This window comes from Nitrosospira sp. NRS527, from assembly GCF_018406445.1.
GTDB classification, from domain to species: Bacteria; Pseudomonadota; Gammaproteobacteria; order Burkholderiales; family Nitrosomonadaceae; genus Nitrosospira; species Nitrosospira briensis.
Genome location: NZ_AP024515.1, coordinates 1336976 through 1360500 on the forward strand (window position 1 = coordinate 1336976; position 23525 = coordinate 1360500).

Sequence of the window (23525 nt, forward strand, 5' to 3'; positions counted from 1 at the left end):
GAGAAAGCCGGACAATACCAGAGGGATAGGGCGGCAGTAGGCGAATTGCTTCGCTACTGCCGCCCTACAATACCTTGTGCATCTTACGCTTAGACGTTCTGCGTCCAGCAGAGGCCGGGGAAACCCATACCTTGGTTGAACAGTTTTCTATCCCGGCTAGGGTAGCTGCTGATCAATTACAACATTGATACCCTTGTCGCCAATCCTGACGGGCTGGCTGAAACCTTGCAGATCGCCGCTTTGTGGCATAGGTGAGCCGGATTTCGAGATTCTGGCGCCTACCACCATTTCATCCGCAAAACTGGAGAGCTGCACGCCGGATCTGGCCATCGCATCGCTCAGCGAAAAAGTCGCTGGTAAATCTTTGACCTCCAAGCGCAGGGTCGCCAATGGCGCTTTTGGCCCCACCTTGGCGCGGGCAAAGATATACAGGCTATCGTTGGGCGAACTCTTGCCAGCGAGTGCGGGGCTCAACGTAACCTTACCGGAAAGCGTGCCTGACGAAGTCGAAGCTGCTGTACCCGCAACCGGTTCAGGCTTATTGGCAGGAGGAGGAGTCCGGTTGCTGGATGGCTGATCCTGCGTGCTTGCCATTAAACTGCCTTTTCCTGATGCCAGGGATTTCGCTTCTGCGATACTGTTTTTAACCGACTCCGTCAACTCCGACTCGGAGGGTGGAATAAGCGCCAGTAGTTTTTCCCAATAGGCGGCGGCGTCCTTGAATCTTCTTCTCTCAAACTCAGCCGTGCCGGCCAGCGCCAACGCCTTGGGGTTACCGGGATCCAGACGCAGTGCTTTATTGATCAGTTCGAGAGGTTCCCCCAACAAGCTGCCATTATTTGTCATTGCCAAGATGTCAGCATAATCCGTAATGACCTGGGAGTTGTCCGGGCTCAGGGCAAGCGTCTTCTCATAAGCATCCTTTGCTTCGTCGAAGCGCTGCATCATTGCATAGGTTCGTCCCAGCATGAGCCAGCCTTCCGGGTCATCAGGCTGGTTTTTGAGCCGCTCTATGAGGTTTTCCAGTACTGCTGAAAAATTTGGATGACCTTCCTCCGCGGACATGGCGGCCTGCTCGATCGGTGGCTGTGGTAATAAAGCCTTTGTATTGCCCAACCAGAGATAAAGCGAAACCGCCAGCAGCGGCACGGCAAGCGTTGTTAATGTGATGGTGGCAACATTGCGATTCCCGCCTGTTGCCGCTGCCTCCATAACTTCGCCGTCGGGAATATCCTGCAGCATCCGCTGCTGTAATTCGCGTTTGCTTTGTTCGTATTGCTCATGAGTCAGAATATCATTGCGCAAGTCGCTATCGAGTTCGGCCAGTTGATCGCGGTAAATGCTGACATTGGTCGCGTCACGCGCCACGCCAGTCTGGCGATTTCTTTTACTCAACAGCGTAGGAAGAACGAACAGCAAGGCCCCGACAATAAATATGCCGGCGACAACCCAAAATGACGTCATGCGTTATTACCCTTGCTTTCCTTTAGCAGGGACTCAGCCTGCTTGCGTTGTTGTTCGGATAGCATTGGTTCTTCAATCTGATTGCGGCGGCGCTTGAGATAAACGACCAGTAGTACTGCCCCAATCAGAAGAAAGATAAACGGACCGAACCATAAGAACATGGTCGAAGGCTTGACCGGAGGGCGATAGAGTACAAAATCGCCATAACGTGCCACTAGAAAGTCGACAATCTCCTTGTCGCTTTTGTTTGCATGCATCTGTTCGCGGATTTCGCGCCGCAGGTCATTGGCAAAATCAGCCCGTGAACCCGCCAGGGATTCATTTTGGCATACGAGGCAGCGTAGATCTTCGGACAACGCGATCATGCGCCGCTCGATCTCGGGATCTTCAGCCACCGGCGCTGCTTCCTTGGTCCAGCCGTAAGGCACCAGAAGCATCAGGGCGAACAACAAGGCGAGCTTTTTCATACTGACAAAACTCATCCCTGCAACTCCTTCACCAGCGGCAGAATTTTTGTTTCAAGTGCTTCCACCGTTACTGGACCAATCTGTTTGTAACGGATGACTCCGTTTTTATCGATGACATAAGTTTCCGGAACGCCATATACACCATAATCTATGCCTGTCCTCCCTTCCGGATCTCTGGCGCTAGCGGTATAGGGGTCGCCGAATTGCCTGAGCCACTGCAAGGCGAGGTCACGCTCGTCCTTGTAGTTGAGGCCGTAGACCGGGACTATTCCCGACTTGGCCAGCTCAACCAATACCGGATGCTCCTCGCGGCATGAGACACACCACGAAGCCCATACGTTCAGAAGCCATACCTTGCCAAGATTGTCTTTGGACGTCAGCATCTTTTCCGATTCGTGCAATTGCTCCAGGCGGAATTCAGGGGCCGGTTTTCCAATTAATGGCGAAGGAACCTGCCGGGGATTGAGATTCAGGCCAATAAGCAGAAACGCGACAAGGACAATGAATGCCGCCAGCGGCAGCAGGAAACGCGTCATGCCTTTCCGCTCCTGGTAATCAAAGGCGCAGGGGTGGCTGTTCCGGGCTTGCCACGCTTGCCGGCTTTGCCCACTGCTTTTTTGTCGTCAACAGGCTCGCGCTGTTTGCGTGGCGAAAGACGATAACGCCGATCGGTCACAGCCAGGGCGCCGCCAAATGCCATCAACAGACATCCGAACCAGATCCAGTCGACAAACGGTTTATGGTAAACACGCACCACCCATGCGCCGTTTTCCAGTGGTTCGCCCAGGGCAACATAGAGATCACGCAGAATACCGGTATCTATCGCTGCCTCGGTCATAGCCATTCCCGATGCGTTGTAGACGCGTTTTTCCGGTTCCATGACGGTCACTTTTTTACCGTCACGCAATACATCCATATTGCCGATATCCGCTACGTAATTCGGCCCCGTTCCCTTCTTTGCACCGTTGAAATGGAATGTATAGCCTCCTACTTCGACGGTATCGCCGACTTCCATGCGCACGTCTTTCTCGGTTTCATAACCGCCGACGAGCGTTACCCCGATAACGAACACCGCTATGCCCAGATGTGCGGCATGCATGCCGTAATAACTGCGTGATTGCGCGGCAAGTTTCGCGAACAAACCCTTCCTGCTACTGCTTTGCAGGCGATGTACCAGGCTGACAATGATACTGGCAATGACCCAGAAAGCCAGCAGCAGACCGAAACTTACGAAAGGTTTCCATTCGCCCATGACGAACGGCATCAATAGGGCGGTCACCACACTGATAACGAAGGCCCAGCGCAGACGTATCGCAAGTTCAGGCAGGTTTGCCTGTTTCCAGCGGGCGAGGGGACCCACGCCTATCAGAAAAATCGCTGGTGTCATCAATGGGACAAATACTGTTTCGAAGTAGGGGGGGCCAACCGATAATTTGCCGAGCTCAAGCGCATCCATGATCAACGGGTAAAGCGTGCCCAGCAGGATGCTGCCCGCTGCTACCACGAGCAATAGATTGTTGGCGAGCAGCATGGATTCTCTGGATACCAGTTCAAACTTGCCGCCCAATCCGATCTTTGGCGCACGCCAGGCAAAAAGCAGCAGTGAACTTCCGATGACGATAACCAGAAAAGCCAGAATGAAAATGCCGCGTTTGGGATCGGTTGCGAATGCGTGAACGGAGGTCAGTACGCCCGAGCGAACCAGGAATGTACCGAGCAGGCTCAAGGAAAACGCGCATATGGCCAGCAGTACGGTCCAGCTTTTGAAGCTGCCGCGTTTTTCTGTTACCGCCAGGGAATGAACCAGTGCCGTGCCAACCAGCCATGGCATGAAAGAAGCGTTTTCCACCGGGTCCCAGAACCACCAGCCGCCCCATCCAAGCTCATAATAGGCCCACCAGCTTCCCAGCATGATGCCGATAGTGAGAAACAGCCAGGCGACTGTAGTCCACGGGCGCGACCAACGCGCCCAGGTTGCATCCATTTGCCCGCTGAGCAGCGCGGAAATGGCGAAAGCAAATGCGACGGAGAAGCCTACATAACCCATATAGAGCATGGGTGGATGAACGACCATGCCCGGATCTTGCAGCAGAGGATTGAGATCGCTTCCCTCCATGGCGCCCGGCAACATCCGGTCGAAGGGGTTCGAGGTGAAAAGCATGAACAACAGGAAACCTACGCTCACCAGACCCATGACGCCGAGTACCCGCGCTACCATCTCATTCGGCAGGTGACGGCTGAACACGCTGACCGCGACCGACCAGGTCGCCAGCATTAATGTCCACAATAACAGGGACCCTTCATGCGAACCCCATGTTGCGGCAAACCGATATTCCACCGGCAGTTTCGAATTCGAATTCTGAGCGACGTTTATAACCGTGAAGTCGCTGTTGACGAATGAATAGGCAAGGCAGAAAAATGCGATGAGGACAAACACAAACTGTCCCTGAACCACCGGACGGGCCAGCGCAATCCATGAGGGAATGGCGCGGGCTGCGCCGATAATGGGCAGGGTACCTTGTATAAGCGCCAGCAGCAGGGCGAGAATCAGAGCGAAGTTACCAAGTTCTGGAATCATGGCTAAGGGTATCGGTTATGGTTTATGGATTTGGAATCGGAACTGAGGTCAGGTTTGAAGTTCAGGAAAGTTTTCCCGGCCTGCCCGGCCTTGCACTATCCGTGCTATTGCATCAGCACGGTTTTACGTGCCTTGTCCGCCTGATCGAGGGCACTGGCGGCTTCCGGCGGCATGTAATTTTCATCGTGTTTCGCAAGCACCTCATCTGCGCGAAAAACGCCATTCTGCGCGAGCTTTCCCTGGGCTACCACGCCCTTGCCTTCCTTGAACAGATCGGGAAGGATGCCCGTGTATACGACCGGGATAACCTTTGCGGTATCCGTTACCACGAAGTTCACTGTCACGCCATCATGCTGCCGCTTGACGCTTCCTTCCTCCACGAGCCCGCCGATGCGAAAGCTCTTGCCTACCGGCGCTTCGTTGTTTGCTACCTGGGTGGGACTGAAGAAGAAGACCAGGTTGCTCTGGAATGCATTCAAAACCAGTATCGAAGCAACGCCTAATGCAGTCACGCTTGAAGCGATAATTGCCAGTTTTTTATGACGTGGTTTCATTTCCCTTCTCTTGTTTAGTTGACTGATGAATCAGACTGAGATGTCTGAGCAAAGTTCGCTTGCGGTTAAAAACCAGAACAATTTCTCCGACAATACAGAGAACCGACACCAGATAGGATCCCCATACGTAGAATCCATATCCACCCATATCGAGAAAATCGGCCACGCTCGTCCAGTTCACGAAGCCACCCCTGCCCCTTGTAACTCACCTACCCACGCCGTGTGGCGCTCGCGTTCCAGAATGATTGTCCGCGTGCGGATCAGTACCACTGCGATCGCATACATCCAGCACGCGATCGACATGATGAGCATGCCGGTCAGCATGGTGGTAGCCATTTTCGGCGATTGCGTCACGCTGACGGAGGCACCTTGATGCAAGGTATTCCACCACTTTACGGAGAAATAGATGATCGGTACGTTCACCACCCCTACCAACGCAATCATTGCGCCGGCTTTGTCGGCGCGGCGCGGGTCATCTATTGCAGCCTGCAACGACATGAAGCCGATATAGAGAAACAGCAGGATTAATTCGGATGTAAGCCGCGCATCCCATACCCACCACGCTCCCCACATGGGCTTGCCCCACAGTGCGCCGGTCCATAAGGCAAGAAAGGTAAACATTGCCCCTGTCGGGGCGATCGCGGTGGCCACCATGGAAGACAGGCGGGTATTGAATGCGAGGCCGATACCGGACCACATCGCCATTATCACATACAGGAACATTGACATCCAGGCGGCAGGGACGTGAATGAAAATGATGCGATAAGCTTCACCCTGCTGAAAATCGGTCGGCGCAACAAAAAAACCGATATAAAGCCCCACCGCGAACAATACAATCGCGGCAACGGAAAAAATCGGGATCATTTTACCGGCAAGAAAATAGAAACTCGCCGGAGAGGAATATTTGAACCAGTTAATCGCCATGTCAAAAAATACTGAACTCCATATTCGAGGTTTTGCGCCTCAAGTGCTTAGCCTTAAATTTTAACCTAAAAACCTTGAATTCAGAATTGGTTTTTTATTCCATCGAAATCCGCAATGACACAGCCGCCGTCCAGGGCGCCAGTGCCAGAGATGCCAGCAGAAAAGCGCCCAGCAGCGACATATGCGCCGCAGCTCCCAAACCCGCCACGCTCGATTCCACTGCGCCGGCGCCAAATATCAATACCGGAATATATAGCGGCAGCACCAGCAGCGACACCAATACACCGCCCCCTCTCAATCCCAAAGTCAGCGCCGCACCAATGGCGCCTATCAGACTTAACACCGGGGTTCCCAGCAATAATGAAGCTGTCAGCACCTGCAACGCATCCGCCGACAAATCATATTGGATGCCCAGCACCGGCGCCATCAGCACAAGGGGTACACCCGTCACCAGCCAGTGAGACAGCGCCTTGCCCAGCACCAGCAGGGACAGTGACTGGGGCGACAGCAGCATCTGTTCCAACGTGCCATCCAGATAATCGCTGGAGAACATCCGCCCCAATGACAACATCGAAGCCAGAAGTGCGGCAACCCAGACGACGCCCGGCGCCATGGTTCGGAGCATACTCATCTCCGGGCCCACGCCGAGGGGAAAAAGGCTTACCACGATGATGAAAAAAAACAGTGTGGTCAACACATCTGCCCGCCGTCTCATCGCGAGCAGAAGGTCGCGCTGGATTATCCAGAAAAACATGTCAGGCGAGCTGCAACCGCTGGGTTGCAGAGGCAGTTATGTCGATCTCCTGGTGCGTCGTCATCACTATCATACCGCCGTGTTCCAGGTGCCGCTCCATTAAACCCTGCATCAGCTTCACTGCGGCGGTATCAAGCGCCGTCAAAGGCTCGTCCAGTATCCATAACACGGTATTGCATACCATCAAGCGCGCCAGCGTTACCCTGCGCCGCTGGCCTTGCGACAATACCTTGGCCGGCAATAGCTCGCGTCCGCCCAACCCCATGTGTTGCAGCGCTTCATGAGCTTTATGTTCATCGATCTCCGCACCTGCCAGTGCGCTGGAAATACGCAGGTTCTCGATGGCGGTCAAATCGTCCTTTACGCCGCTTAAATGGCCGAGATAAGTCATCGCGCCATAATAGTCTCCGCCTAGCGAACGAATTTCAGCGCCATTCCAGTGAATCTCCCCTTGGGCAGGTAGCGCCAGACCGCACAGCATGCGTAGAAGGCTGGTTTTTCCGCTCCCGTTGGGGCCTTGAACCTGCATCAATCCACCTGATTCGAGGGAGAAATTGATATCCCTGAATAATCTGCGGTCACCGCGCACGCATGTCAGGTTGTGTCCTTGCAGCGTTGGCATTGTCGAAGCAAAAGACCGGCATTATAGCGTATCGACGCGAACTTACACGATTACGACCGCAATGAAGAGATGCGAATGCCGCTTTGCTTCGAAATAAAGGGCTCAGAGCATGAAGATGCTCTCGGAAAACCACCCGAACTGTGGATAATGAAGGGATGAGTTAGGTATTGGTATTGGACCGTGGGGGTGAGTTGGTGTCAGGAGGTCTGGCAGCCTGTCAGACTTAAAGGAAATCGGCTGCAAAAGCGTCTGGCTGGTTCATATTTCGCCGCTTTTTCGGCCAATAGAATAACTATTGGCCATCAAAATCCGCAAAATCTGCCCTCAGCCAGTCACTTTTTCGCTGCGATTCTTCAAGTCCGACAGGCTGCTAGGCGGCGCGATGTGCTTCGCTTTTGGTATCGCTACTTTGACTCCTACTAACTCTGCCCAACCACCATGCGCAAGGCACATGTGCCTTGCGCATGGTGGTTTATTCCCGCGTATCCATTGCCCATACCGCTCAGACTAGGTATCGGCGCCGCCTTGCTTGAACATCGCCGCGGCACGCTGCTTGATTTCATCCAGGGAGAGATCTTCCTTATGAGTCGCAAGGAACCAGATATGCCCGAAGGGATCTTCCAACGTGCCTGTCCGATCACCGTAGAACTGATCCTGGACCGGCTTGATGACTTTGGCGCCCGCACTTGTGGCTTGGGCAAACATTGCGTCCACATCCTTGACATATAAATGGAGGCCCACCGGAGAGCCAGCCCCCGGTTGCGAAGTACGGAACGCGCTTTCACAGCCGAAATCGTCAGCCAGCATAATTCGGGAATCGCCGATTTGAATTTCGGCATGCCCGATTTTCCCACTGGGCGCGCCCAATCTATATAATTCCGCTGCGTTAAATGCTTGCGTGTAAAATTCGATGGCCTTGGCCGCGCCGTCAATCATCAGGTATGGCGTTAATGTATGGTAACCATCGGGTATGGGTCTGGTTGTCATATTTGCGCTCCATTTTTTTCCAGGATTCCAAATTGTGGCGGTATAAATATCCCCGGTACGTTATCCCTGTACCGCCACTCGTCAGATAACCAATAAAATCATCGGTTAACCAATAAAATTGATTGGCTGATTTCGAGTGTAGAAGATTATCATAGCTGCGTCCACACCATCGTGTTCCGTATCACGTGGACGGCATGTTGCGCTCCAGCGCCAACCGGTCCCAGTGCGCCAGCGTGGCGGCAGCATCGTAAGTGGTCTGAAGAAATGAGAGCAGCGCCTGTGCCGGGTTGTCAGTCGTTCGCACAGCTTCGTAGGGAAGAATGAATTCCCCAAGCTTGTCGTGGAAATACGCAGCTTTTGGCTGAACAGGATATTTACCGAAACCGGCAGGGGTGGGATAAGCATAGGCGTAAAAGGCAGCTTCGCCCAAACCTGTCCCCGGCCAAAAGCCCGCGCTCGACACCTCATGAGAGTAGGCCTCTTCCATTATCCGGTTAGCGACATTGGGTGCCCCGCCCGGATGCTTCGGTGCGGTTCGCCCCGAAAACCGGGTCACAGCGAGATCAAATCCGCCCCAAAATAAATGCACCGGGCTCACCTTGCCGATGAAGCGGGCGCAGAAATCCTTGAAAACCCTATCCACATGCACGAGCGCATGCCAGAATCGGGAAACGGCATCGGCATCATAGCTCGTATGTTGAGTATCTTTTTCGAATGGTATGGCTACTTCCACCTCAACCGGCCGGGCGAAAATCTTGACCTCGATACCCAACTCGGCGAGTGCTTCCATTATCTTGCGGTAGAAGCTCGCGACCGGCATGGGTTCCAGCATAAGCGCGCGATCCGCGCCTTCCGAGGTGGTGATGCGCAATACGTGGGCAATAAAGTCGAAGTCGATGGCAAACGTGAACTTTCCGTAAGGGATGGGTGAGGTCGTAAGGCCGCGCGTCGTGATATAGAGGGTAGAACCCCAGCCGTGGTTGATATCCGGAGAGAGCGCCAATCGTATCTTGCCGACAACCTGTGTCCACATGTGGAGCGTAGTGCAAGTGTCCTGCCAGTCCTCCAGCGCGGACAACCTGGGCCAATTATTCGAGTCAGCGATATAATTAGAAGTCATGTCGTCTCCTGTCGATGCCGGTGCTAAAGGTCCACTGCAGGGCAAGGACCGCACGTTCCGCCCTCGTGATCGTAGCATCCACATTCTCCGGTTTCTTCGTTGCACACCACTGTAATCACGAAAGGACCATTAGTGCCCGCCGCGCCTGAAGACGATATCCGAAATTTTGTCCAGGACACGGGCGTGCCGTGCAAGCGATTCATTATCGTGCTCATCTCTTGCACGTTTCCGGTAATTTTTTCAAATAATCGAGCCATACGAACCCGATCTTGACCCTTGAGGGGCTTCAATTTTTTTTGCACGGATTGAGTAGATTGCACGGGTTGCGCCGGTTGTGCTGATTGCTCAGATTTCGCAGGTTTTGTGGATTTCGTAGATTTAGGCATACTCATCTCCTGAAAGGTTATTCAAGGTTTACCGGGACCGCTTGACCAGTATTAACTAACATTATTATTTTCATAGACTATTTTGCTTCAAATAGCAAGAAACCCTGGTAGCCGCCTCCTCTATTGCATAATGCCCAGCATGCATTACAAGTAGTACGATATGAAATATCAAGGTGCATTCTTACCCGCCGAGAATTTTTACGGTAACCTGATACGTGAGCAGTCATGAACAATAATGATTCCGACTTCATGCGCGCTGCGCTTGAGCTTGCAGCACAGGCGGAAGAGGCAGGCGAGGTGCCGGTGGGCGCCGTGGTGGTGAGCAATGGAGTCATCATCGGACGTGGTTACAATTGCCCAATCTCGGCAGCGGACCCAACGGCGCACGCGGAGGTGATGGCGTTGCGGAATGCGGCAAAAAATGTGGGTAATTACCGTTTGGCGGATTGCACCCTTTATGTAACGCTGGAACCCTGCGTCATGTGTGTGGGCGCAATTTTTCACGCCCGTATCGCGCGGCTGGTTTATGGCGCAGTGGACCTTAAGACAGGGGCATGCGGGAGCGTGATCGACTTGCCGGCGGAGATACGGCTTAACCACCATATGCAGGTGACCGGGAATATTCTGGCGGAAGAGGGAGCGGGAAAGTTGAAGCTTTTTTTTGGGAAACGCCGCAAGACAGCAGCGAAACGCCATGCTGATGAGAGTTGCTGATGAGAGTTGTAATCAGTATTCCATCACAAGAGCTTGATCTATGGGCCGAGAATCAGAATATCATCCGGAAATATCAAATTTCTTCAGCCGTCAATGGGGTAGGGCAGGAGTATGGCAGTTTTTGCACTCCGCTTGGCAAGCACATCATTCGTGCCAAAATCGGAACGAGCCAGCCGATCAACACAGTATTTATCAGACGCCGGCCCACCGGCGAAATCTATACCCCTGAACTAGGTGCGAGATATCCAGGTCGCGACTGGATTCTCACCCGCATTCTCTGGCTTTCCGGCTGTGAACCGGGCTTTAACCGTATGGGTAAAGTCGATACCATGCGCCGCTACATTTATATCCATGGGAGCCCGGATAGCGCAGAAATGGGCAAACCCGGTTCCATCGGCTGCATCCGCATGCATAACCGTGACTTACTTGAATTGTTTGACCTGGTGAATGCTGGAACAGAGGTTGATATCAAAGGCTGACGTTCTGGTTTGGAATCCGGGAGCGTATGGCAGGGAAACCGGGGGGCGGTTGAAACTATCTGGCAGCCTGCCGGACAGGAACGTCACCCTTTCCGCTCCACTGGCAAAGTTATTGCGCCTCTGGTTTTTACTCCCGATGAATCAGATTCGACCGGACACACGTGCTGTAATAAAGAGCGCGTCTAATTACACCGCTGAGCTATCAAGCTGTTTTTCCGGTAAAAGCCGCTTTACCATTGTCGCCAATTTGTTCGAATGAACCTTTTCCGGTATCATAAGCAGCCATGACAAAGTATGTATTTGTAACAGGTGGCGTAGTATCTTCCTTGGGAAAAGGCATTGCTGCGGCCTCGCTTGCAGCTATCCTCGAAACTCGCGGTATCAAGGTTACGATGCTCAAGCTGGATCCCTATATCAACGTGGATCCGGGAACCATGAGTCCGTTTCAGCACGGAGAGGTGTTCGTTACGGAGGATGGGGCGGAAACCGACCTCGACCTTGGTCATTACGAGCGTTTCATTACCGCGCGCATGAGCAGGCTCAATAATTTCACTACCGGTCAGATTTACGAGAGCGTAATAAAAAAAGAACGGCGGGGAGATTATCTGGGTGGCACGGTGCAAGTCATTCCGCACATCACCGATGAAATCAAGCTGAACATCAGGGCCGGGGCCGCCAATGCACAGGTAGCCATCGTCGAGATCGGAGGGACGGTTGGGGACATCGAGTCGCTACCATTTCTGGAAGCGATCCGCCAGATGGCGGTGCAGCTCCCTCGCGAGGATACCTGCTTTATCCACCTTACGTTACTGCCTTATATCCCATCCGCGGGAGAATTGAAAACCAAGCCAACCCAGCATTCTGTAAAAGAGTTGCGTGAAATCGGCATTCAGCCGGATGTGCTGCTATGCCGTGCTGACCGCGCGTTACCGCCGGAGGAACGCCGCAAGATCGCACTATTTACCAATGTTCGTGAAGAAGCGGTGATTCTGGCGCTGGATGTAGACAGTATTTATAAAATTCCGGCGTTGCTGCACGAACAAATGCTGGATGAAATCGTCTGCCACAAGCTGAATATGCTCGCCAAGGCGGCAGATCTGGGCATCTGGAAAAAACTGGTGCACGCGTTGGAGAATCCTCAACGAACAATAGAAATCGCGCTGGTCGGTAAGTACGTGGATCTGACGGAGTCATATAAGTCGCTATCGGAAGCATTGATTCATGCGGGCATTCATACCCAGAGCAAAATCAAGATCCATTATATGGATTCTGAAATTATCGAAAAAGAAGGAACCGATTGCCTGAAGCACATGGATGGGATATTGGTTCCCGGTGGTTTCGGCAAGCGTGGGGTGGAGGGCAAAATCATGGCTATCCGCTATGCCCGTATCAACCGGGTCCCTTATCTCGGCATCTGCCTGGGCATGCAATTGGCTGTAATAGAGTATGCCCGTGACAAGGCGGATATGGAAGGCACGCACAGCACCGAATTCAATCCCGATACGCTTTATCCCGTAATTGCCTTGACAACCGAATGGCGCACCCGCGAAGGTCATCTTGAAGTTCGGAGCACAGAGTCGGGCCTCGGCGGCAGCATGCGCCTGGGCGGGCAGGAATGTTTACTCAAGGAAGGATCGCTTGTCCGGAAAATTTATGGGGCGGATAAAATCATCGAGCGCCATCGTCATCGTTATGAAGTCAACAATGAGTATATTCCCCGTCTGGAACAGGCTGGACTGCGCGTGAGTGCTGTATCGGCAGCAGACGGTTTATGTGAAATGATTGAATTGCCGGAAGCCGAGCATCCCTGGTTTGTCGCCTGCCAGTTCCATCCAGAATTTACTTCCACTCCCAAAGCGGGGCATCCGCTGTTCACGGCGTTTATCGAGGCAGCTGCCCGTTTCGCGGGCAAATGCACGGCAGCCGAAGCTTTAACGCACAATAAATCGAAAGACACCGCCATAAGCGCCAACCAATAAATTCGGTCTTGTCCCTGATTCGGGGCACAATTTTTCTCCCCAACTGAAGACCCACGTGATGTAAATCAAAATAAAAATTGGAACCGTCCGATATTCGGGTTCAAGCAAATAAGTCAGTGGTGACTTATTTTTCCTCAGACCATCGTTCGGCAAGCTGAATACCTAGCAAAACAGTTTTCGATAACTTATAAATAAATGACCCAGGGAAAAATAGCATGAGTGCAATTGTAGATGTCATCGCCCGCGAGATTCTTGATTCACGCGGAAACCCAACCGTAGAAGCGGATGTATTGCTTGAATCCGGCGTGCTCGGACGAGCGGCCGTGCCTTCCGGCGCATCCGTCGGCACTAGAGAGGCGGTCGAATTACGCGACGGGGATACTCAGCGCTATTTTGGCAAGGGCGTGCTGAAAGCGGTGGAAAATGTGAATACCGAGATTTCCGAAGCTGTGATGGGTCTCGACGCGATGGACCAGGGTTTTATCGACCAGACGCTGATCGACCTGGATGGCACGGGCAACAAATCGAGACTCGGCGCCAATGCGGTTCTTGCGGTGTCGCTTGCGGTGGCAAAAGCGGCAGCGGAGGAGTCCGGGCTGCCGTTATACCGATATTTGGGTGGCGCGGGGCCAATGGCCATGCCTGTCCCCATGATGAATGTCATCAATGGTGGTGCGCATGCCAATAACAATATTGACATGCAGGAGTTCGTGATAATCCCCCTCGGCGCGCAGAGCTTTCGGGAAGCCTTGCGCTGGGGCGCTGAAATATTTCATACCCTGAGAGGCATGCTCGACAGCAAGGGCATGCATACTGCCGTGGGCGATGAGGGCGGGTTTGCGCCCGATTTGGCTAATAATGAAGCCGCGCTGCAACTTATTGTGGAGGCCATAGAAAAAGCTGGTTATATACCGGGCCCGGATGTGGCTATCGGGCTGGATTGCGCCAGTTCCGAATTTTTCAAGGATGGCAAATATCATTTGGCATCGGACGGCTTGAGCCTCGATTCGGGGCAATTTGCCGATTATCTCGCCACATGGGTAGACAAGTATCCTATTCTCAGCATTGAAGACGGCATGAGCGAGCACGACTGGGATGGGTGGAAGCTGCTTACCAGCAGGCTCGGAAAGTCCGTGCAACTGGTGGGGGACGATATCTTCGTGACCAATGCCGGCATCCTGAAAGAAGGCATTGCGCAGGGTATCGCCAATTCCGTGCTTATCAAACTCAACCAGATCGGGACGCTTACCGAAGCCTTTTCTGCCATAGAAACCGCCAAGCGTGCAGGGTATACCTCAGTGATTTCGCATCGTTCCGGTGAGACCGAAGATACCACCATTGCCGATATCGCCGTTGCTACCAATGCGCTGCAAATCAAGACCGGCTCGCTTTCCCGCTCTGATCGCCTCGCAAAATACAACCAGTTGCTGCGTATCGAGGAAGATCTTGGCGATGCCACCAACTATCCCGGGCGAGACGCGTTCTATCAACTAAGATAATGGCTATCCAGGTTTCGATATCTCGATTCAGCCGGGCTCGGACATTGATTTAGCTTATTCTGGAATTGAAGGCGGCGCCCATGCAAGAAAAGGATCGCCGCTTTTACGATAAAGGATGGTCTCTAGGGGTATCCGGGTGAAAGTACTGGGCTTAATATTCGCTGCCCTGATTGCTCTGATGCAATACCCGTTATGGCTGGGCAAGGGTAGCTGGCTCAAAGTATGGGAAGTGGATCAGCAGGTCATCACGCAACATGAAATCAACCAGAAACTGAAAATGCGCAACGCTGCCCTGGATGCGGAAGTGCGCGACCTCAAGCAGGGGTACGACGCCATTGAAGAGCGCGCCCGCAGCGAACTGGGCATGATCAAGCAGGATGAGACTTTTTTTCACATACTGGAAGATGGCAACAAAAATACTTATGCCGATGGCAAGGCCGGGGAAGGACACCCTGAGCAGTAAACGTCGCCGGAAAAATAAAGTTCAGATTTCCAAAGACCTGGCTCTTGAGGTGGTGGAAGAGGCGTTTCTATTGGTAATACCAATCTTCGCGGATTTAAGAAGGATGACCTCGCGCGGCAAGCGGACTTGGAATTGACCGGCTTGCGCTGGTTGCCGGATAATCTCAAGGTGAAGCCAAGCCCTGAGATCTAAAGAAAAAGAACTGCAAATCTTTATTTTAAGGTTTGCAGTTCCAGGATTCGCGGCCTGCCTTTTTTACCCGCAGATGCCGGGAAATAGAAAAGAGAAAATCACTGACTTGATCGCAGCCGTTGTGGCGTGCAAAGTTTGTTGAGCAGGGTAACGGCGGAGAATGTGTTGCGACCATCACGGCCTTTGCCTGCCTGATCGTATATCTCAGTGATCTCTACAATATTCCCTTGCATGTGTGCCTTGACCGTATAAGCATCGAAATCAAAATCTTTACCAAAATTGACCCAGTCGACAGGCAGAACAAACTCTGCTCCGTTGACTATACGCTTGGCATTCAAATCTACAGGCACGGCATTTCCACGCGACATTTCCAATGCCTGGGGCAATACAGTGCTGTCATGCTGCAGCACGCTTTCATACATTAGAACCTTATCGCCATCTTCTTGATTTATCGGAATGAGGAAACCATAAGTTTTCCCATTCAGTATGCGCAGCAGGAGGTGATCCCCAGCTTCCCCTTTTGTCCGTTCCCCCCTGGTCTTGACTTGAAACACGAGATGATTATCCGCGGAAATATCGGTTGCCACGGATAGAATGTCGAGCTCCGGAGAAAGCGACTTATCCATGAACGATACGATGACACGGGGATCGGCATCGATCTGCATCGCAGATGCGGTGAGAGAGACGATTATCAGTATTGGAATGAGTACGACAGGCCAAATCATGACTCGAACAGGGCCTTATTCTCACGAAATATCTGCTCCATTTGAGCTGCATCCTTCAGCGCATCGAATATCACCCTGATATTTCCTCTGGAGTCGATTAGAAATGCGGTAGTACTATGATCTACCTGATAATTCTGCATATTTCCTGGATTTTTTGTGTAAAAAGCGGTCTCGACGCTGAAAGCGGCCTTGAACCGCTCCAGCGCTTCACCTTCAAAACGCAAATAGGCAAGATCCGACCCGAAGGCTTTGATGTAGCGTGAAAGAATAGCGTTAGTATCCCTGTCTGGGTCCACCGTGACGAAGATTCCGTTCAGCTTGATCTTCTCAGCCGCGGCTGCATTGACGAGCATGGATAGATTGGCGAGAGACGTGGGGCATACATCCTTGCAATGCGTAAAACCGAAAACAACCAGTTGCCACGGCGTATCCTTGTCCGCCTGTGCTTGTTTCAGTTGACCGATAATTTCCGGTCGCAAAGGTATCGGAGAGGTCGGGATGACAGTCGCGGCTTCGATGCCGGCGTGGGCAAACAGGAGAAATGCTGTCAGCACAGCTGGAAAATAACGCTTCCGGAATGCCCCTGATTGGATTTCTTTTATATATTTCAACTTCATATCAATTCGCGATCATCCTGGTTGCATATCAGAAGGGGGGCCCATCTTGTTCAACCCCAGGATAAATCCCGGGAAAAACAGATGAGCCGAGTATAAGGCGGGATAACCGGAAATTAGCGAAGGCCTCCCGCGGCAAATATGCCGTGTGGCTTCACCAGACCGTCACTCGGCCCCCAAACCTTGGCGACAGTATCGGTTTCTGTATCAATCTTCAGCACATAGCCCGAAACCCAGCTTGCCACCAGCAAATGTCGATGGTCTGGCGTTGGGCTGATCGTGTGGGCGACGGCGTATCCCTTCGGTAGTTCAAAGCCGGGTCGAAGCCGCTTGATGAATCGCGGTTTTTCTCGATCGGTTAAATCGAACACAGAAATGTAACCATCGTTTCCGAACGTGTAATCAAGAGTATCTTCCTCTGCGATATAGAGTTTTCCGTTCACCACCGCAATATCGGATGCAGAACGAAACACGCCATGACCATTCGCATGATTGGTGTACTTGACTATTTCCTTTGCGGTTCCCTCCTGAGTATCAAGCAGCCACACACTAGGCGGAATGATATCTTTCGTGGTTGAAGGAGTCAGGGAAGTTTTGTCCAGTTGCATGGACGCGGTGACAGCGTAGCGCTCATCCAGCCAGTAGACGAAATGGGTGAAAGCCGCATGCTTTTTCTCGTTGCCCAGCATGATCTGACCTACCGTCTGCAGTTCACCGGTTTCCCTGTTGGGTTTGTATATATCGATGATGCTATTGTCAAAAAAGTATCCTGTCCCAAGACCGATGGTTCCAGATCTGTTGAAATTTACCCCATGCGTCTGCTCGGTGTAGCCAGGTATGACGATAGGATCAAAACTCACAAACTCGTTCGTTTTGTAATTGATCACACGTATCCTGTCCGACGTAAATTCCGTAAAGTAGAGGAAATCGGAGTAGGGGAGCAGCGTGGGACCATGAATCTGGGTTCCCCTGCCTATCAGCCAGTTGGGAATGGCCTGGACCTTGTTGACTGGTGTGACAAACGGCAACTCGGAGGGATTATTTGGGGAATCAGCTGCCAAAACCGCATTCACGGTTAACGAGGCCAAGCGTGTATCCCAATTGATCTCGTTCACGGTCAAGGCGATGATATAGGAGGAATGGTCCTTCGTATTGTCGGAAGTGATATAAATCCTCTTCCCTTCGGGCATCACGACTGTGTGCTGCAAGGGAACGTTTCCAGGCCAACCGGGGAGCGTGGTCGGGTCTATGATAATCAACTTGTCGTTTTCGTAGTTGAAGAGATAGATCATTCCGTTGTGGTAGTCGATTGCGGTGGCGACGGGCTGTATTTGATCGTTATAAACATCAGGATGTTGACCGAGCGACAATGATTTCGGGCCATCTTTTCCGCGCCGGTGGTCACGTCCCTTATCCGCGTAATCGTCATCGTCGGCAAACGCTTTGCCATTTTTTTCACGCAGACTGTCGACCCTTGTCCGCATCTTGCCGGCGTTGGTGCTCGAAAGGTCATTGCTTGGTGAATTGCCTTCTTTTAAGGGAGAAATATGATCTGTTGCTTGGATTTCGCCGACCGATAGTGTCAATATGCATGAAGCTACCAGTGGAGCTAGAAATATTTTTTTTATTGAAGTCATTTGAATCCCTTATACGATTTGATAAATGATGATCTGGAATGACGCTGTTCCCTTCATTAAGGAATCCGGATTGCAAAAACAGCTTCCTCCGTTTTTATGCAGCCCTTAGCAAGGCCGTCATTCAGCAGTTTCTTTTTTAGATTATGGAATCGCTCGATATAGTTGAGGATCTCTGGTCTGAAGCCCGTGTCCGATACAATATCGCGCGATCGGTCAACTCCAGGTTGGGCTGGAAGCCCGGGTGGATAAGTACTGAAGACCTCCTGTCAGTAAAAACGGGTCCAAAAGCAGCCAACCAGATACCTCCTGGTGGCGCAGGTCACTCTAATGCATTAAACAAAAAGTTGAGATGGGAGAAAGGGGCTGTTTTATGTGTCTTCTTTTTATTGACTACTCAATAAAAATATCGTAGCTCTGGAACCCACGGCAACAATCTCGGCGTGACAAATGCATTAGACTTCAACAGTCGGGCGGCTTTGAAATTTTCAATGACCGACTGACTTTCATAAGCCCGATGCAGACAAACGATAGTTCCGCCAGCGTGGTCTACATATCTACGATCGGTGGTGCTCTCACAACATCAATGCCCACTCCCCCTATGCGTCGCAGAACTTGGTTCAACGCAGGAACGAACCCTGTCCTGACTGCGTAACGTCGCAGGGAGCCATGGAAGTAATAAGAATTTTTTTCGCGTCTGCGAAAATTTATTATTGTGTCTGTGAAAAGGAAGGTCGACGGAGCAGAACCGTCAGCCTGGGGGTAATAACAATAGGAAAGTTTTGCTGATGCCGACAGGTTTACGGAGAGTGCCCTGTTGGCCGCGTTTGTTATCCAGCTTGTTCCACTGCACCGACGTCTACGGGCATGAGTGTCATGAGATCGTTACTGAAGATATCACTTTTACCGCCACCGTATAAGGCCTGAAAATGCCTTGCCCGGCAGGTCTATGGAGCGGGAATTTTCCATTTTAGAGGTGCCGATTCGGGGGCAGGTCATTTACTGGACTTTGCCAGAACGGCCTTGGACTACTATCGGGGGTGCGTCACCGGCAAGCTCTTCAGATTTACCAGTTCAAACAACGTTGATTCATTCCCATCGGCCAGCCAAATCTGCCTGTCCTGAATCGTGCAATTCAAACGCATGTTACGTTGCGCCTGCTTTGCGATGGCCTGGCTGGCTTCCCTTGGTAAATTGTTCACGGTCAGGTTCTTGATCTGCTCGAGTTTGCTGCGGCATTGGCTCCACCAAGTGTCGGCGATGCGTCCACCATATGTATAAACGCATACCTGATTGGCACGACCACAGGCTCTGCGAATGAGTTTTTCATCCGGGAGACCCACATCTATCCAGAGCTCGATAGCGCCGGTTAAGTCTTTCTGCCAGAGATCGGGTTCATCACACGTGCTCAATCCATTGCCGAAAGATAGTGATTCATGGGCGTGCAGCAGAAAGGCCAGCAATCGCACCATCATGCGTTCATCGGTTTCCGATGGGTGGCGGGCGAGGGTGAGCGCATGGTTGTGATAATAATTCCGATCCAGGTCTGCGATTTGCAGATCGGCCTTAAAAATGGTTGCTCCAAGAGCCATATAGATATAAGTCGTTGTGTGATTGGAGCTACCTGATGTTTTATCAGCAGAACCATCAGGCCGTCGCGTTAAGCGCCATCTTCGGCATGCTTGCTGGTGTCTCTAATTCTACACACTTGCCAACTGATCTTCGTAACGCCTGGAAGCCTATCATTAATCGTGTAGGGAATCCCTGACAAGGCATTCATTTATTCCTACATCGTATTTCAGTGTTCCCCGACAGACGTCCCCTCATCAGTATGATATTTTTAATCCGATTGCAAGCCAGTCCTACCTTAGGACACCAGAGCGAACAATATCTTGGAGCGGGTAAACATGGAACGTCTCACTATATCGCTTAATAATCAGCTCGCGAAGCAGTTTGATTCTGTAATGCACAAGCGCGGTTATTTCAATCGCTCGGAAGCCATGCGTGACCTGATACGGGATCTACTCGATACCGTCCGCCTGGAAGAACATGTCGAAGATCATTGCGTTGCCACGCTCAGCTATATATACCCTCCCGAACTGGCCAGCTGCATTACTGCGACACAACACAGACATCATGACCTTATTGTATCCACGATGGATGTACATATCGATCACGACAATTGCCTGGAAGTAACCATCCTGAGTGGAACTATCAGGAACGTAAAAAAATTCGCCAATCATATTATTTCGATGCAAGGGGTGCAGCATGGCAAACTGCATCTTTTACCGGTTGAGATCGCCCAAGAGAGCTATTCTTCTGATTCCGTACCGCATGTTCATGGCAATGTTTTTGCGTGATGAATGAGATCGGCCGCATGAGCAAGCGCTCTATGAGCAAAGCGGCTGGGAAGCGCTTAATATCAAAATAACATGCCGGTTATTCCAGCAATTTATGTTCGGTTACATAGCGGACTAACTGAGCATTGTTCTGCATATTCATTTTTTCCAGAATACGGGCGCGGTAAGTACTTACGGTTTTTGCGCTTAATGCCAGTCTTTGGGAGATTTCGGCCAAGGATACGCCCGCGGTGATAAGTTTGAGAACGTCATATTCCCGATCGGAAAGCGTGGAATGCAGCGGTATTTTCGATGTCGGGCCCAGGTCGAACAGCAGTTTCTCCGCCAGTTCCGGATCTATGTATTTCCCTCCATTTGCCAAACGGCGGATCACGGATATCAGCAGATCGGTCGGACTGTTCTTTGTGAGATAAGCGGATGCGCCCGCGCGTATTGTTCTGATCGCATATTCATCCTCATGGTACGTGCTTAACATCAGTACCTGATACTTTGCATCATCGGCCATTATCCGTTTTAGTACTTCTAGTCCATTCAGGCCCGGCATGCTGACATCCAGCACTGCCACATCCCATTCGCCACGGCGCATTTTCTCCAAGGCATCGAGTCCGTCTGTCGCTTCTTCGACGACTCGGATGTCCGTTGTTTCGGCAAGAATCCGTTTCAGCCCATCCCGAAAAAGCCTATGGTCGTCAGCAAGAAAGACTTTGATTGTCATGTGTATTCTATCGGTCTTATCGGTTCCAAGGAGGCCAGCTCTATTTCACCCGCGGTATATAACAGAAGGCTTTTTTATTGAAGATCGCAACGATATGAGCTGACTGCTTTTGCAGGGCTCCCGTGAGAGAGCCATTATGAAATTCCCACATTTCGCTTTATGGGCAAACGCACGCTGACCACGGTTCCCTGCTGCGGAATACTGGTAATATCGATATCCGCCCTCAGTACCGTCGTCCGCTCCCGCATTCCAAGCAGGCCAAATGATTTTTTCCGGGCGACGTCCGCGGAATCAAATCCTTTCCCATTGTCGCGTACTTCAACAATAAGATCATCTGCATCCTGCGACAGGGTAATTTCGACCTGACTTGCTTCGGCATGGCGTGCCACATTGGTCAAGGATTCCTGCACGATTCGAAATATCGCCACCGTCTGATCTTCATCCAGATCGATCGATGTCTCCATCAAATGCAACATGCAGCTTATGCCGCTATGTTTCCTGAATTCATCGGTCAATTTTTTAATGGCCGATACGATTCCCAGCCCCAGCGAGGCCGGACGTAAATGCTCAGCCACATTGCGCACACTCTGATCCGCTTCATCCACCAGTTCGGCCATGTTACGCCTGATGGTTTCCATTTTCCCGCTTCTGTTATCTTCCACACCACTTAGCAGCGAAATTTCGAGGTGCAATGCCGCCAAAAGCTGACCCAGTTCATCGTGAATTTCGCGGGCGATGTATTTGCGATCTTCTTCCCGCATCTGCTCCACGTGGGCCGCAAATTCTCTTATTGCGGCGTCCCGCACCCGAAGCTCCTGCTCTACCAGAACACGTGCTTCCGCCTGCTCATGTTCCAGCCACTTCCCCAGATCATCCCCAACTACGTCAATAAGATTCTGTTCTTCCGGCAGCAAAAAAGGCTGGTCTTCACCATAAAATACATCTATCCAGCCATATGCCTCGCCGTAGACCATTACCTGCTTTCGTCGTATACATGTATGGCTCCTGTCATACCGATCGGATACAAACCGCTTGCCGTCAAGCTCGATTCTGATACTGGTAGTGTGAGGAAATTGCATCGCCGCAATCAATTGCACAAAAATAGTCCTGCAAACCTCCTCCAGCGACCCTGATTCCATCCCGCGACGGATCGCATAAAAACAGTTGATCTCCTTTAGTCGCTCGCGTAAGGATTCCTCAACCCGCTTTAGTTTTGTGATTTCATGTTCGATGGCTTCCGCCATGGTATTGAAATCAGAGCCGAGCTTGGCGATTTCATTATGCGTGGCGATGTCGCAGCGGGTGGAATAGCTGCCCCTTGCGATACTGCTTGCCTGGCGGCTGAGATAATCGAGCGGACGCAGGATATTGCGGCGCATGTAGACAGCGGCGACCGCGACGGCGAGTAGCGCGGTGCAAAGTAGTCCAAGTATCAGCAGGATTTGCTGATGGAATTTTGACTGTAAATTTGTCAGTGTAGTTTGAGTGCGATGATCCAGTTCAAGCATGAATTGGCTGATCGGCGCCATTATTCTGGTTTTCTCCGCCGTATAACGCTCTCCGAACAACAGTTCAATAGCGAAATTTCGATCAGGCGTGCGAGGTATGGTGAAGTTTCCATATCCGTCGTCGTATAACCCTTTTATGGCAGCAAATGCCTGTTTTTCCAGGTTGACCAGATTGTCGGAATTTTTCTGGGATTGCCGCAGCAGATCCAGTTCTCGTTCACTGAAACCTTCACGCCGCATCAAATCCAACAGGGAAATGGCATTCCCGAGCGTACTGGGTAAGGAGGGTCTGCTCACATTCCAGTAGGTGACCGGGTGATTTTCCTGGGGGCGTTGTCGTTTGCCATTACGGATGTCGAGGATTTCGAAAAAAGATTGCTCGTAGACTGGATCACCGGTGATGACATAACTCCGAGCCATCTTGGTAAGATCTTCGGAACTGCGGAATAACTCGTTTGCGAGCTGTAGAGATCTGTTTTTCTGATGCTCTGCTCCGGTGATCTCATCCAGCGTACCCAGCGCCTGTGAAGAAAGCAATATCAGCAGGCTTAGGCTTAATACAGTGACGATAAGACAGAAATTGATGAAAACACCTATTCGCACGCTTCTCCTTTTCGTTTTGTTAAATCACACTCGTTTTTTTTTGCTTTCCGGGCTTGCAGCAAAGCTCGGCTTAGCCCGCAAATCTGGCATTGTTTGTACTGGTTTTGTTTTATTGACGTGGCTTCTTCCCCTCAGGGACTTGTATTAGATCGTTTGTTTTCGCCGTTTCTAATTGATAGGCCCA

At 51.6% G+C, this 23525-nt stretch carries 23 protein-coding genes; 6 read left to right on the forward strand and 17 right to left on the reverse strand.

The window, feature by feature from the left end; genetic code table 11:
- Window positions 1-156: 156 nt before the first annotated feature.
- The 11 genes from ccmI to KJS40_RS05990 all read right to left on the reverse strand — a co-directional run bounded on the left by ccmI (window position 157) and on the right by KJS40_RS05990 (window position 9470).
- Window positions 157-1464, reverse strand: coding sequence for a c-type cytochrome biogenesis protein CcmI (gene ccmI / locus KJS40_RS05940; protein ID WP_213539444.1), 1308 nt, complete (start codon window positions 1462-1464; stop codon window positions 157-159).
- Window positions 1461-1931, reverse strand: coding sequence for a cytochrome c-type biogenesis protein (locus tag KJS40_RS05945; protein ID WP_213539732.1), 471 nt, complete (start codon window positions 1929-1931; stop codon window positions 1461-1463). The genes ccmI and KJS40_RS05945 overlap by 4 nt, the downstream gene beginning before the upstream one ends.
- 11 nt (window positions 1932-1942) lie before the next feature.
- Entirely contained in the window at window positions 1943-2467 is a 525-nt protein-coding gene (locus KJS40_RS05950) for a DsbE family thiol:disulfide interchange protein (protein ID WP_025039519.1), read from the reverse strand.
- Window positions 2464-4509: a heme lyase CcmF/NrfE family subunit gene (locus KJS40_RS05955; RefSeq protein WP_213539445.1), complete on the reverse strand. Its 2046-nt coding sequence runs from the start codon at window positions 4507-4509 to the stop codon at window positions 2464-2466. Before KJS40_RS05955 ends, KJS40_RS05950 begins: the two co-directional genes overlap by 4 nt.
- 104 nt (window positions 4510-4613) lie before the next feature.
- Window positions 4614-5063 (reverse strand): cytochrome c maturation protein CcmE, encoded by a 450-nt coding sequence (gene ccmE / locus KJS40_RS05960; RefSeq protein ID WP_025039521.1) that lies wholly within the window; start codon window positions 5061-5063, stop codon window positions 4614-4616.
- Entirely contained in the window at window positions 5047-5211 is a 165-nt protein-coding gene (gene ccmD / locus KJS40_RS05965; RefSeq protein ID WP_231623614.1) for a heme exporter protein CcmD, read from the reverse strand. The genes ccmE and ccmD overlap by 17 nt, the downstream gene beginning before the upstream one ends.
- 29 nt (window positions 5212-5240) lie before the next feature.
- The gene (ccmC, locus tag KJS40_RS05970) at window positions 5241-5987 is read right to left on the reverse strand and encodes a heme ABC transporter permease CcmC (RefSeq protein WP_213539446.1); all 747 of its coding nucleotides are present in this window, start codon (window positions 5985-5987) and stop codon (window positions 5241-5243) included.
- Between the two features lie 94 nt (window positions 5988-6081).
- A complete protein-coding gene (ccmB, locus tag KJS40_RS05975) occupies window positions 6082-6741 on the reverse strand; it encodes a heme exporter protein CcmB (RefSeq protein ID WP_025039523.1) in 660 nt (219 codons plus the stop codon).
- 1 nt (window position 6742) lies between these two features.
- Window positions 6743-7363, reverse strand: a complete 621-nt coding sequence (gene ccmA, locus KJS40_RS05980) for a cytochrome c biogenesis heme-transporting ATPase CcmA (protein WP_036574353.1) — start codon at window positions 7361-7363, stop codon at window positions 6743-6745.
- A gap of 507 nt (window positions 7364-7870) precedes the next feature.
- Entirely contained in the window at window positions 7871-8350 is a 480-nt protein-coding gene (locus KJS40_RS05985) for a VOC family protein (RefSeq protein ID WP_213539447.1), read from the reverse strand.
- Between the two features lie 181 nt (window positions 8351-8531).
- Window positions 8532-9470 (reverse strand): DUF5996 family protein, encoded by a 939-nt coding sequence (locus KJS40_RS05990; protein ID WP_213539448.1) that lies wholly within the window; start codon window positions 9468-9470, stop codon window positions 8532-8534.
- 611 nt (window positions 9471-10081) lie between these two features.
- Here KJS40_RS05990 and tadA point away from each other — a divergent pair.
- From tadA to ftsB, 5 genes are all read left to right on the forward strand, one after another.
- Entirely contained in the window at window positions 10082-10570 is a 489-nt protein-coding gene (tadA, locus tag KJS40_RS05995) for a tRNA adenosine(34) deaminase TadA (RefSeq protein WP_090457486.1), read from the forward strand.
- The gene (locus KJS40_RS06000) at window positions 10570-11049 is read left to right on the forward strand and encodes a L,D-transpeptidase (protein ID WP_090457484.1); all 480 of its coding nucleotides are present in this window, start codon (window positions 10570-10572) and stop codon (window positions 11047-11049) included. The genes tadA and KJS40_RS06000 overlap by 1 nt, the downstream gene beginning before the upstream one ends.
- Window positions 11050-11333: 284 nt before the next feature.
- Window positions 11334-13028, forward strand: coding sequence for a CTP synthase (locus tag KJS40_RS06005; protein WP_213539449.1), 1695 nt, complete (start codon window positions 11334-11336; stop codon window positions 13026-13028).
- Window positions 13029-13243: 215 nt separating this feature from the next.
- Window positions 13244-14527: a phosphopyruvate hydratase gene (eno, locus tag KJS40_RS06010; protein ID WP_213539450.1), complete on the forward strand. Its 1284-nt coding sequence runs from the start codon at window positions 13244-13246 to the stop codon at window positions 14525-14527.
- Between the two features lie 136 nt (window positions 14528-14663).
- The gene (gene ftsB, locus KJS40_RS06015) at window positions 14664-14990 is read left to right on the forward strand and encodes a cell division protein FtsB (protein ID WP_213539451.1); all 327 of its coding nucleotides are present in this window, start codon (window positions 14664-14666) and stop codon (window positions 14988-14990) included.
- 290 nt (window positions 14991-15280) lie between these two features.
- On the opposite strand, the gene KJS40_RS06020 is transcribed toward ftsB, so the two are convergent.
- From KJS40_RS06020 to KJS40_RS06035, 4 genes are all read right to left on the reverse strand, one after another.
- Complete coding sequence (locus KJS40_RS06020; RefSeq protein ID WP_244859717.1) at window positions 15281-15907, reverse strand: DUF1292 domain-containing protein; 627 nt, start codon at window positions 15905-15907, stop codon at window positions 15281-15283.
- Window positions 15904-16524 carry an SCO family protein gene (locus KJS40_RS06025; RefSeq protein WP_244859718.1) on the reverse strand — a complete coding sequence of 207 codons (621 nt, stop codon included), beginning with the start codon at window positions 16522-16524 and terminating at the stop codon, window positions 15904-15906. Before KJS40_RS06025 ends, KJS40_RS06020 begins: the two co-directional genes overlap by 4 nt.
- 113 nt (window positions 16525-16637) lie before the next feature.
- Window positions 16638-18158: a hypothetical protein gene (locus KJS40_RS06030; RefSeq protein WP_213539452.1), complete on the reverse strand. Its 1521-nt coding sequence runs from the start codon at window positions 18156-18158 to the stop codon at window positions 16638-16640.
- Window positions 18159-19186: 1028 nt separating this feature from the next.
- Window positions 19187-19747 (reverse strand): YaeQ family protein, encoded by a 561-nt coding sequence (locus KJS40_RS06035; RefSeq protein WP_213539453.1) that lies wholly within the window; start codon window positions 19745-19747, stop codon window positions 19187-19189.
- Between the two features lie 315 nt (window positions 19748-20062).
- Here KJS40_RS06035 and nikR point away from each other — a divergent pair, with 315 nt between their 5' ends.
- Complete coding sequence (gene nikR / locus KJS40_RS06040) at window positions 20063-20515, forward strand: nickel-responsive transcriptional regulator NikR (RefSeq protein ID WP_213539454.1); 453 nt, start codon at window positions 20063-20065, stop codon at window positions 20513-20515.
- A 79-nt stretch (window positions 20516-20594) separates the two neighbouring features.
- Here the strand turns inward: nikR and KJS40_RS06045 are convergent, their stop codons facing one another.
- Together KJS40_RS06045 and KJS40_RS06050 are read right to left on the reverse strand one after the other, a co-directional pair.
- Complete coding sequence (locus KJS40_RS06045; RefSeq protein ID WP_213539455.1) at window positions 20595-21230, reverse strand: response regulator transcription factor; 636 nt, start codon at window positions 21228-21230, stop codon at window positions 20595-20597.
- 134 nt (window positions 21231-21364) lie between these two features.
- Window positions 21365-23341, reverse strand: a complete 1977-nt coding sequence (locus KJS40_RS06050) for an ATP-binding protein (RefSeq protein WP_213539456.1) — start codon at window positions 23339-23341, stop codon at window positions 21365-21367.
- Window positions 23342-23525: the final 184 nt, after the last annotated feature.

What these genes read in the sequence shown, in the direction of transcription:
- ccmI (WP_213539444.1), bottom strand. Translation starts at nt 1,464, where the DNA reads ATGACGTCATTTTGGGTTGTCGCCGGCATATTTATTGTCGGGGCCTTG.
- KJS40_RS05945 (WP_213539732.1), bottom strand. Translation starts at nt 1,931, where the DNA reads ATGAAAAAGCTCGCCTTGTTGTTCGCCCTGATGCTTCTGGTGCCTTAC.
- KJS40_RS05950 (WP_025039519.1), bottom strand. Translation starts at nt 2,467, where the DNA reads ATGACGCGTTTCCTGCTGCCGCTGGCGGCATTCATTGTCCTTGTCGCG.
- KJS40_RS05955 (WP_213539445.1), bottom strand. Translation starts at nt 4,509, where the DNA reads ATGATTCCAGAACTTGGTAACTTCGCTCTGATTCTCGCCCTGCTGCTG.
- ccmE (WP_025039521.1), bottom strand. Translation starts at nt 5,063, where the DNA reads ATGAAACCACGTCATAAAAAACTGGCAATTATCGCTTCAAGCGTGACT.
- ccmD (WP_231623614.1), bottom strand. Translation starts at nt 5,211, where the DNA reads ATGGGTGGATATGGATTCTACGTATGGGGATCCTATCTGGTGTCGGTT.
- ccmC (WP_213539446.1), bottom strand. Translation starts at nt 5,987, where the DNA reads ATGGCGATTAACTGGTTCAAATATTCCTCTCCGGCGAGTTTCTATTTT.
- ccmB (WP_025039523.1), bottom strand. Translation starts at nt 6,741, where the DNA reads ATGTTTTTCTGGATAATCCAGCGCGACCTTCTGCTCGCGATGAGACGG.
- ccmA (WP_036574353.1), bottom strand. Translation starts at nt 7,363, where the DNA reads ATGCCAACGCTGCAAGGACACAACCTGACATGCGTGCGCGGTGACCGC.
- KJS40_RS05985 (WP_213539447.1), bottom strand. Translation starts at nt 8,350, where the DNA reads ATGACAACCAGACCCATACCCGATGGTTACCATACATTAACGCCATAC.
- KJS40_RS05990 (WP_213539448.1), bottom strand. Translation starts at nt 9,470, where the DNA reads ATGACTTCTAATTATATCGCTGACTCGAATAATTGGCCCAGGTTGTCC.
- tadA (WP_090457486.1), top strand. Translation starts at nt 10,082, where the DNA reads ATGAACAATAATGATTCCGACTTCATGCGCGCTGCGCTTGAGCTTGCA.
- KJS40_RS06000 (WP_090457484.1), top strand. Translation starts at nt 10,570, where the DNA reads ATGAGAGTTGTAATCAGTATTCCATCACAAGAGCTTGATCTATGGGCC.
- KJS40_RS06005 (WP_213539449.1), top strand. Translation starts at nt 11,334, where the DNA reads ATGACAAAGTATGTATTTGTAACAGGTGGCGTAGTATCTTCCTTGGGA.
- eno (WP_213539450.1), top strand. Translation starts at nt 13,244, where the DNA reads ATGAGTGCAATTGTAGATGTCATCGCCCGCGAGATTCTTGATTCACGC.
- KJS40_RS06020 (WP_244859717.1), bottom strand. Translation starts at nt 15,907, where the DNA reads ATGATTTGGCCTGTCGTACTCATTCCAATACTGATAATCGTCTCTCTC.
- KJS40_RS06025 (WP_244859718.1), bottom strand. Translation starts at nt 16,524, where the DNA reads ATGAAGTTGAAATATATAAAAGAAATCCAATCAGGGGCATTCCGGAAG.
- KJS40_RS06030 (WP_213539452.1), bottom strand. Translation starts at nt 18,158, where the DNA reads ATGACTTCAATAAAAAAAATATTTCTAGCTCCACTGGTAGCTTCATGC.
- KJS40_RS06035 (WP_213539453.1), bottom strand. Translation starts at nt 19,747, where the DNA reads ATGGCTCTTGGAGCAACCATTTTTAAGGCCGATCTGCAAATCGCAGAC.
- nikR (WP_213539454.1), top strand. Translation starts at nt 20,063, where the DNA reads ATGGAACGTCTCACTATATCGCTTAATAATCAGCTCGCGAAGCAGTTT.
- KJS40_RS06045 (WP_213539455.1), bottom strand. Translation starts at nt 21,230, where the DNA reads ATGACAATCAAAGTCTTTCTTGCTGACGACCATAGGCTTTTTCGGGAT.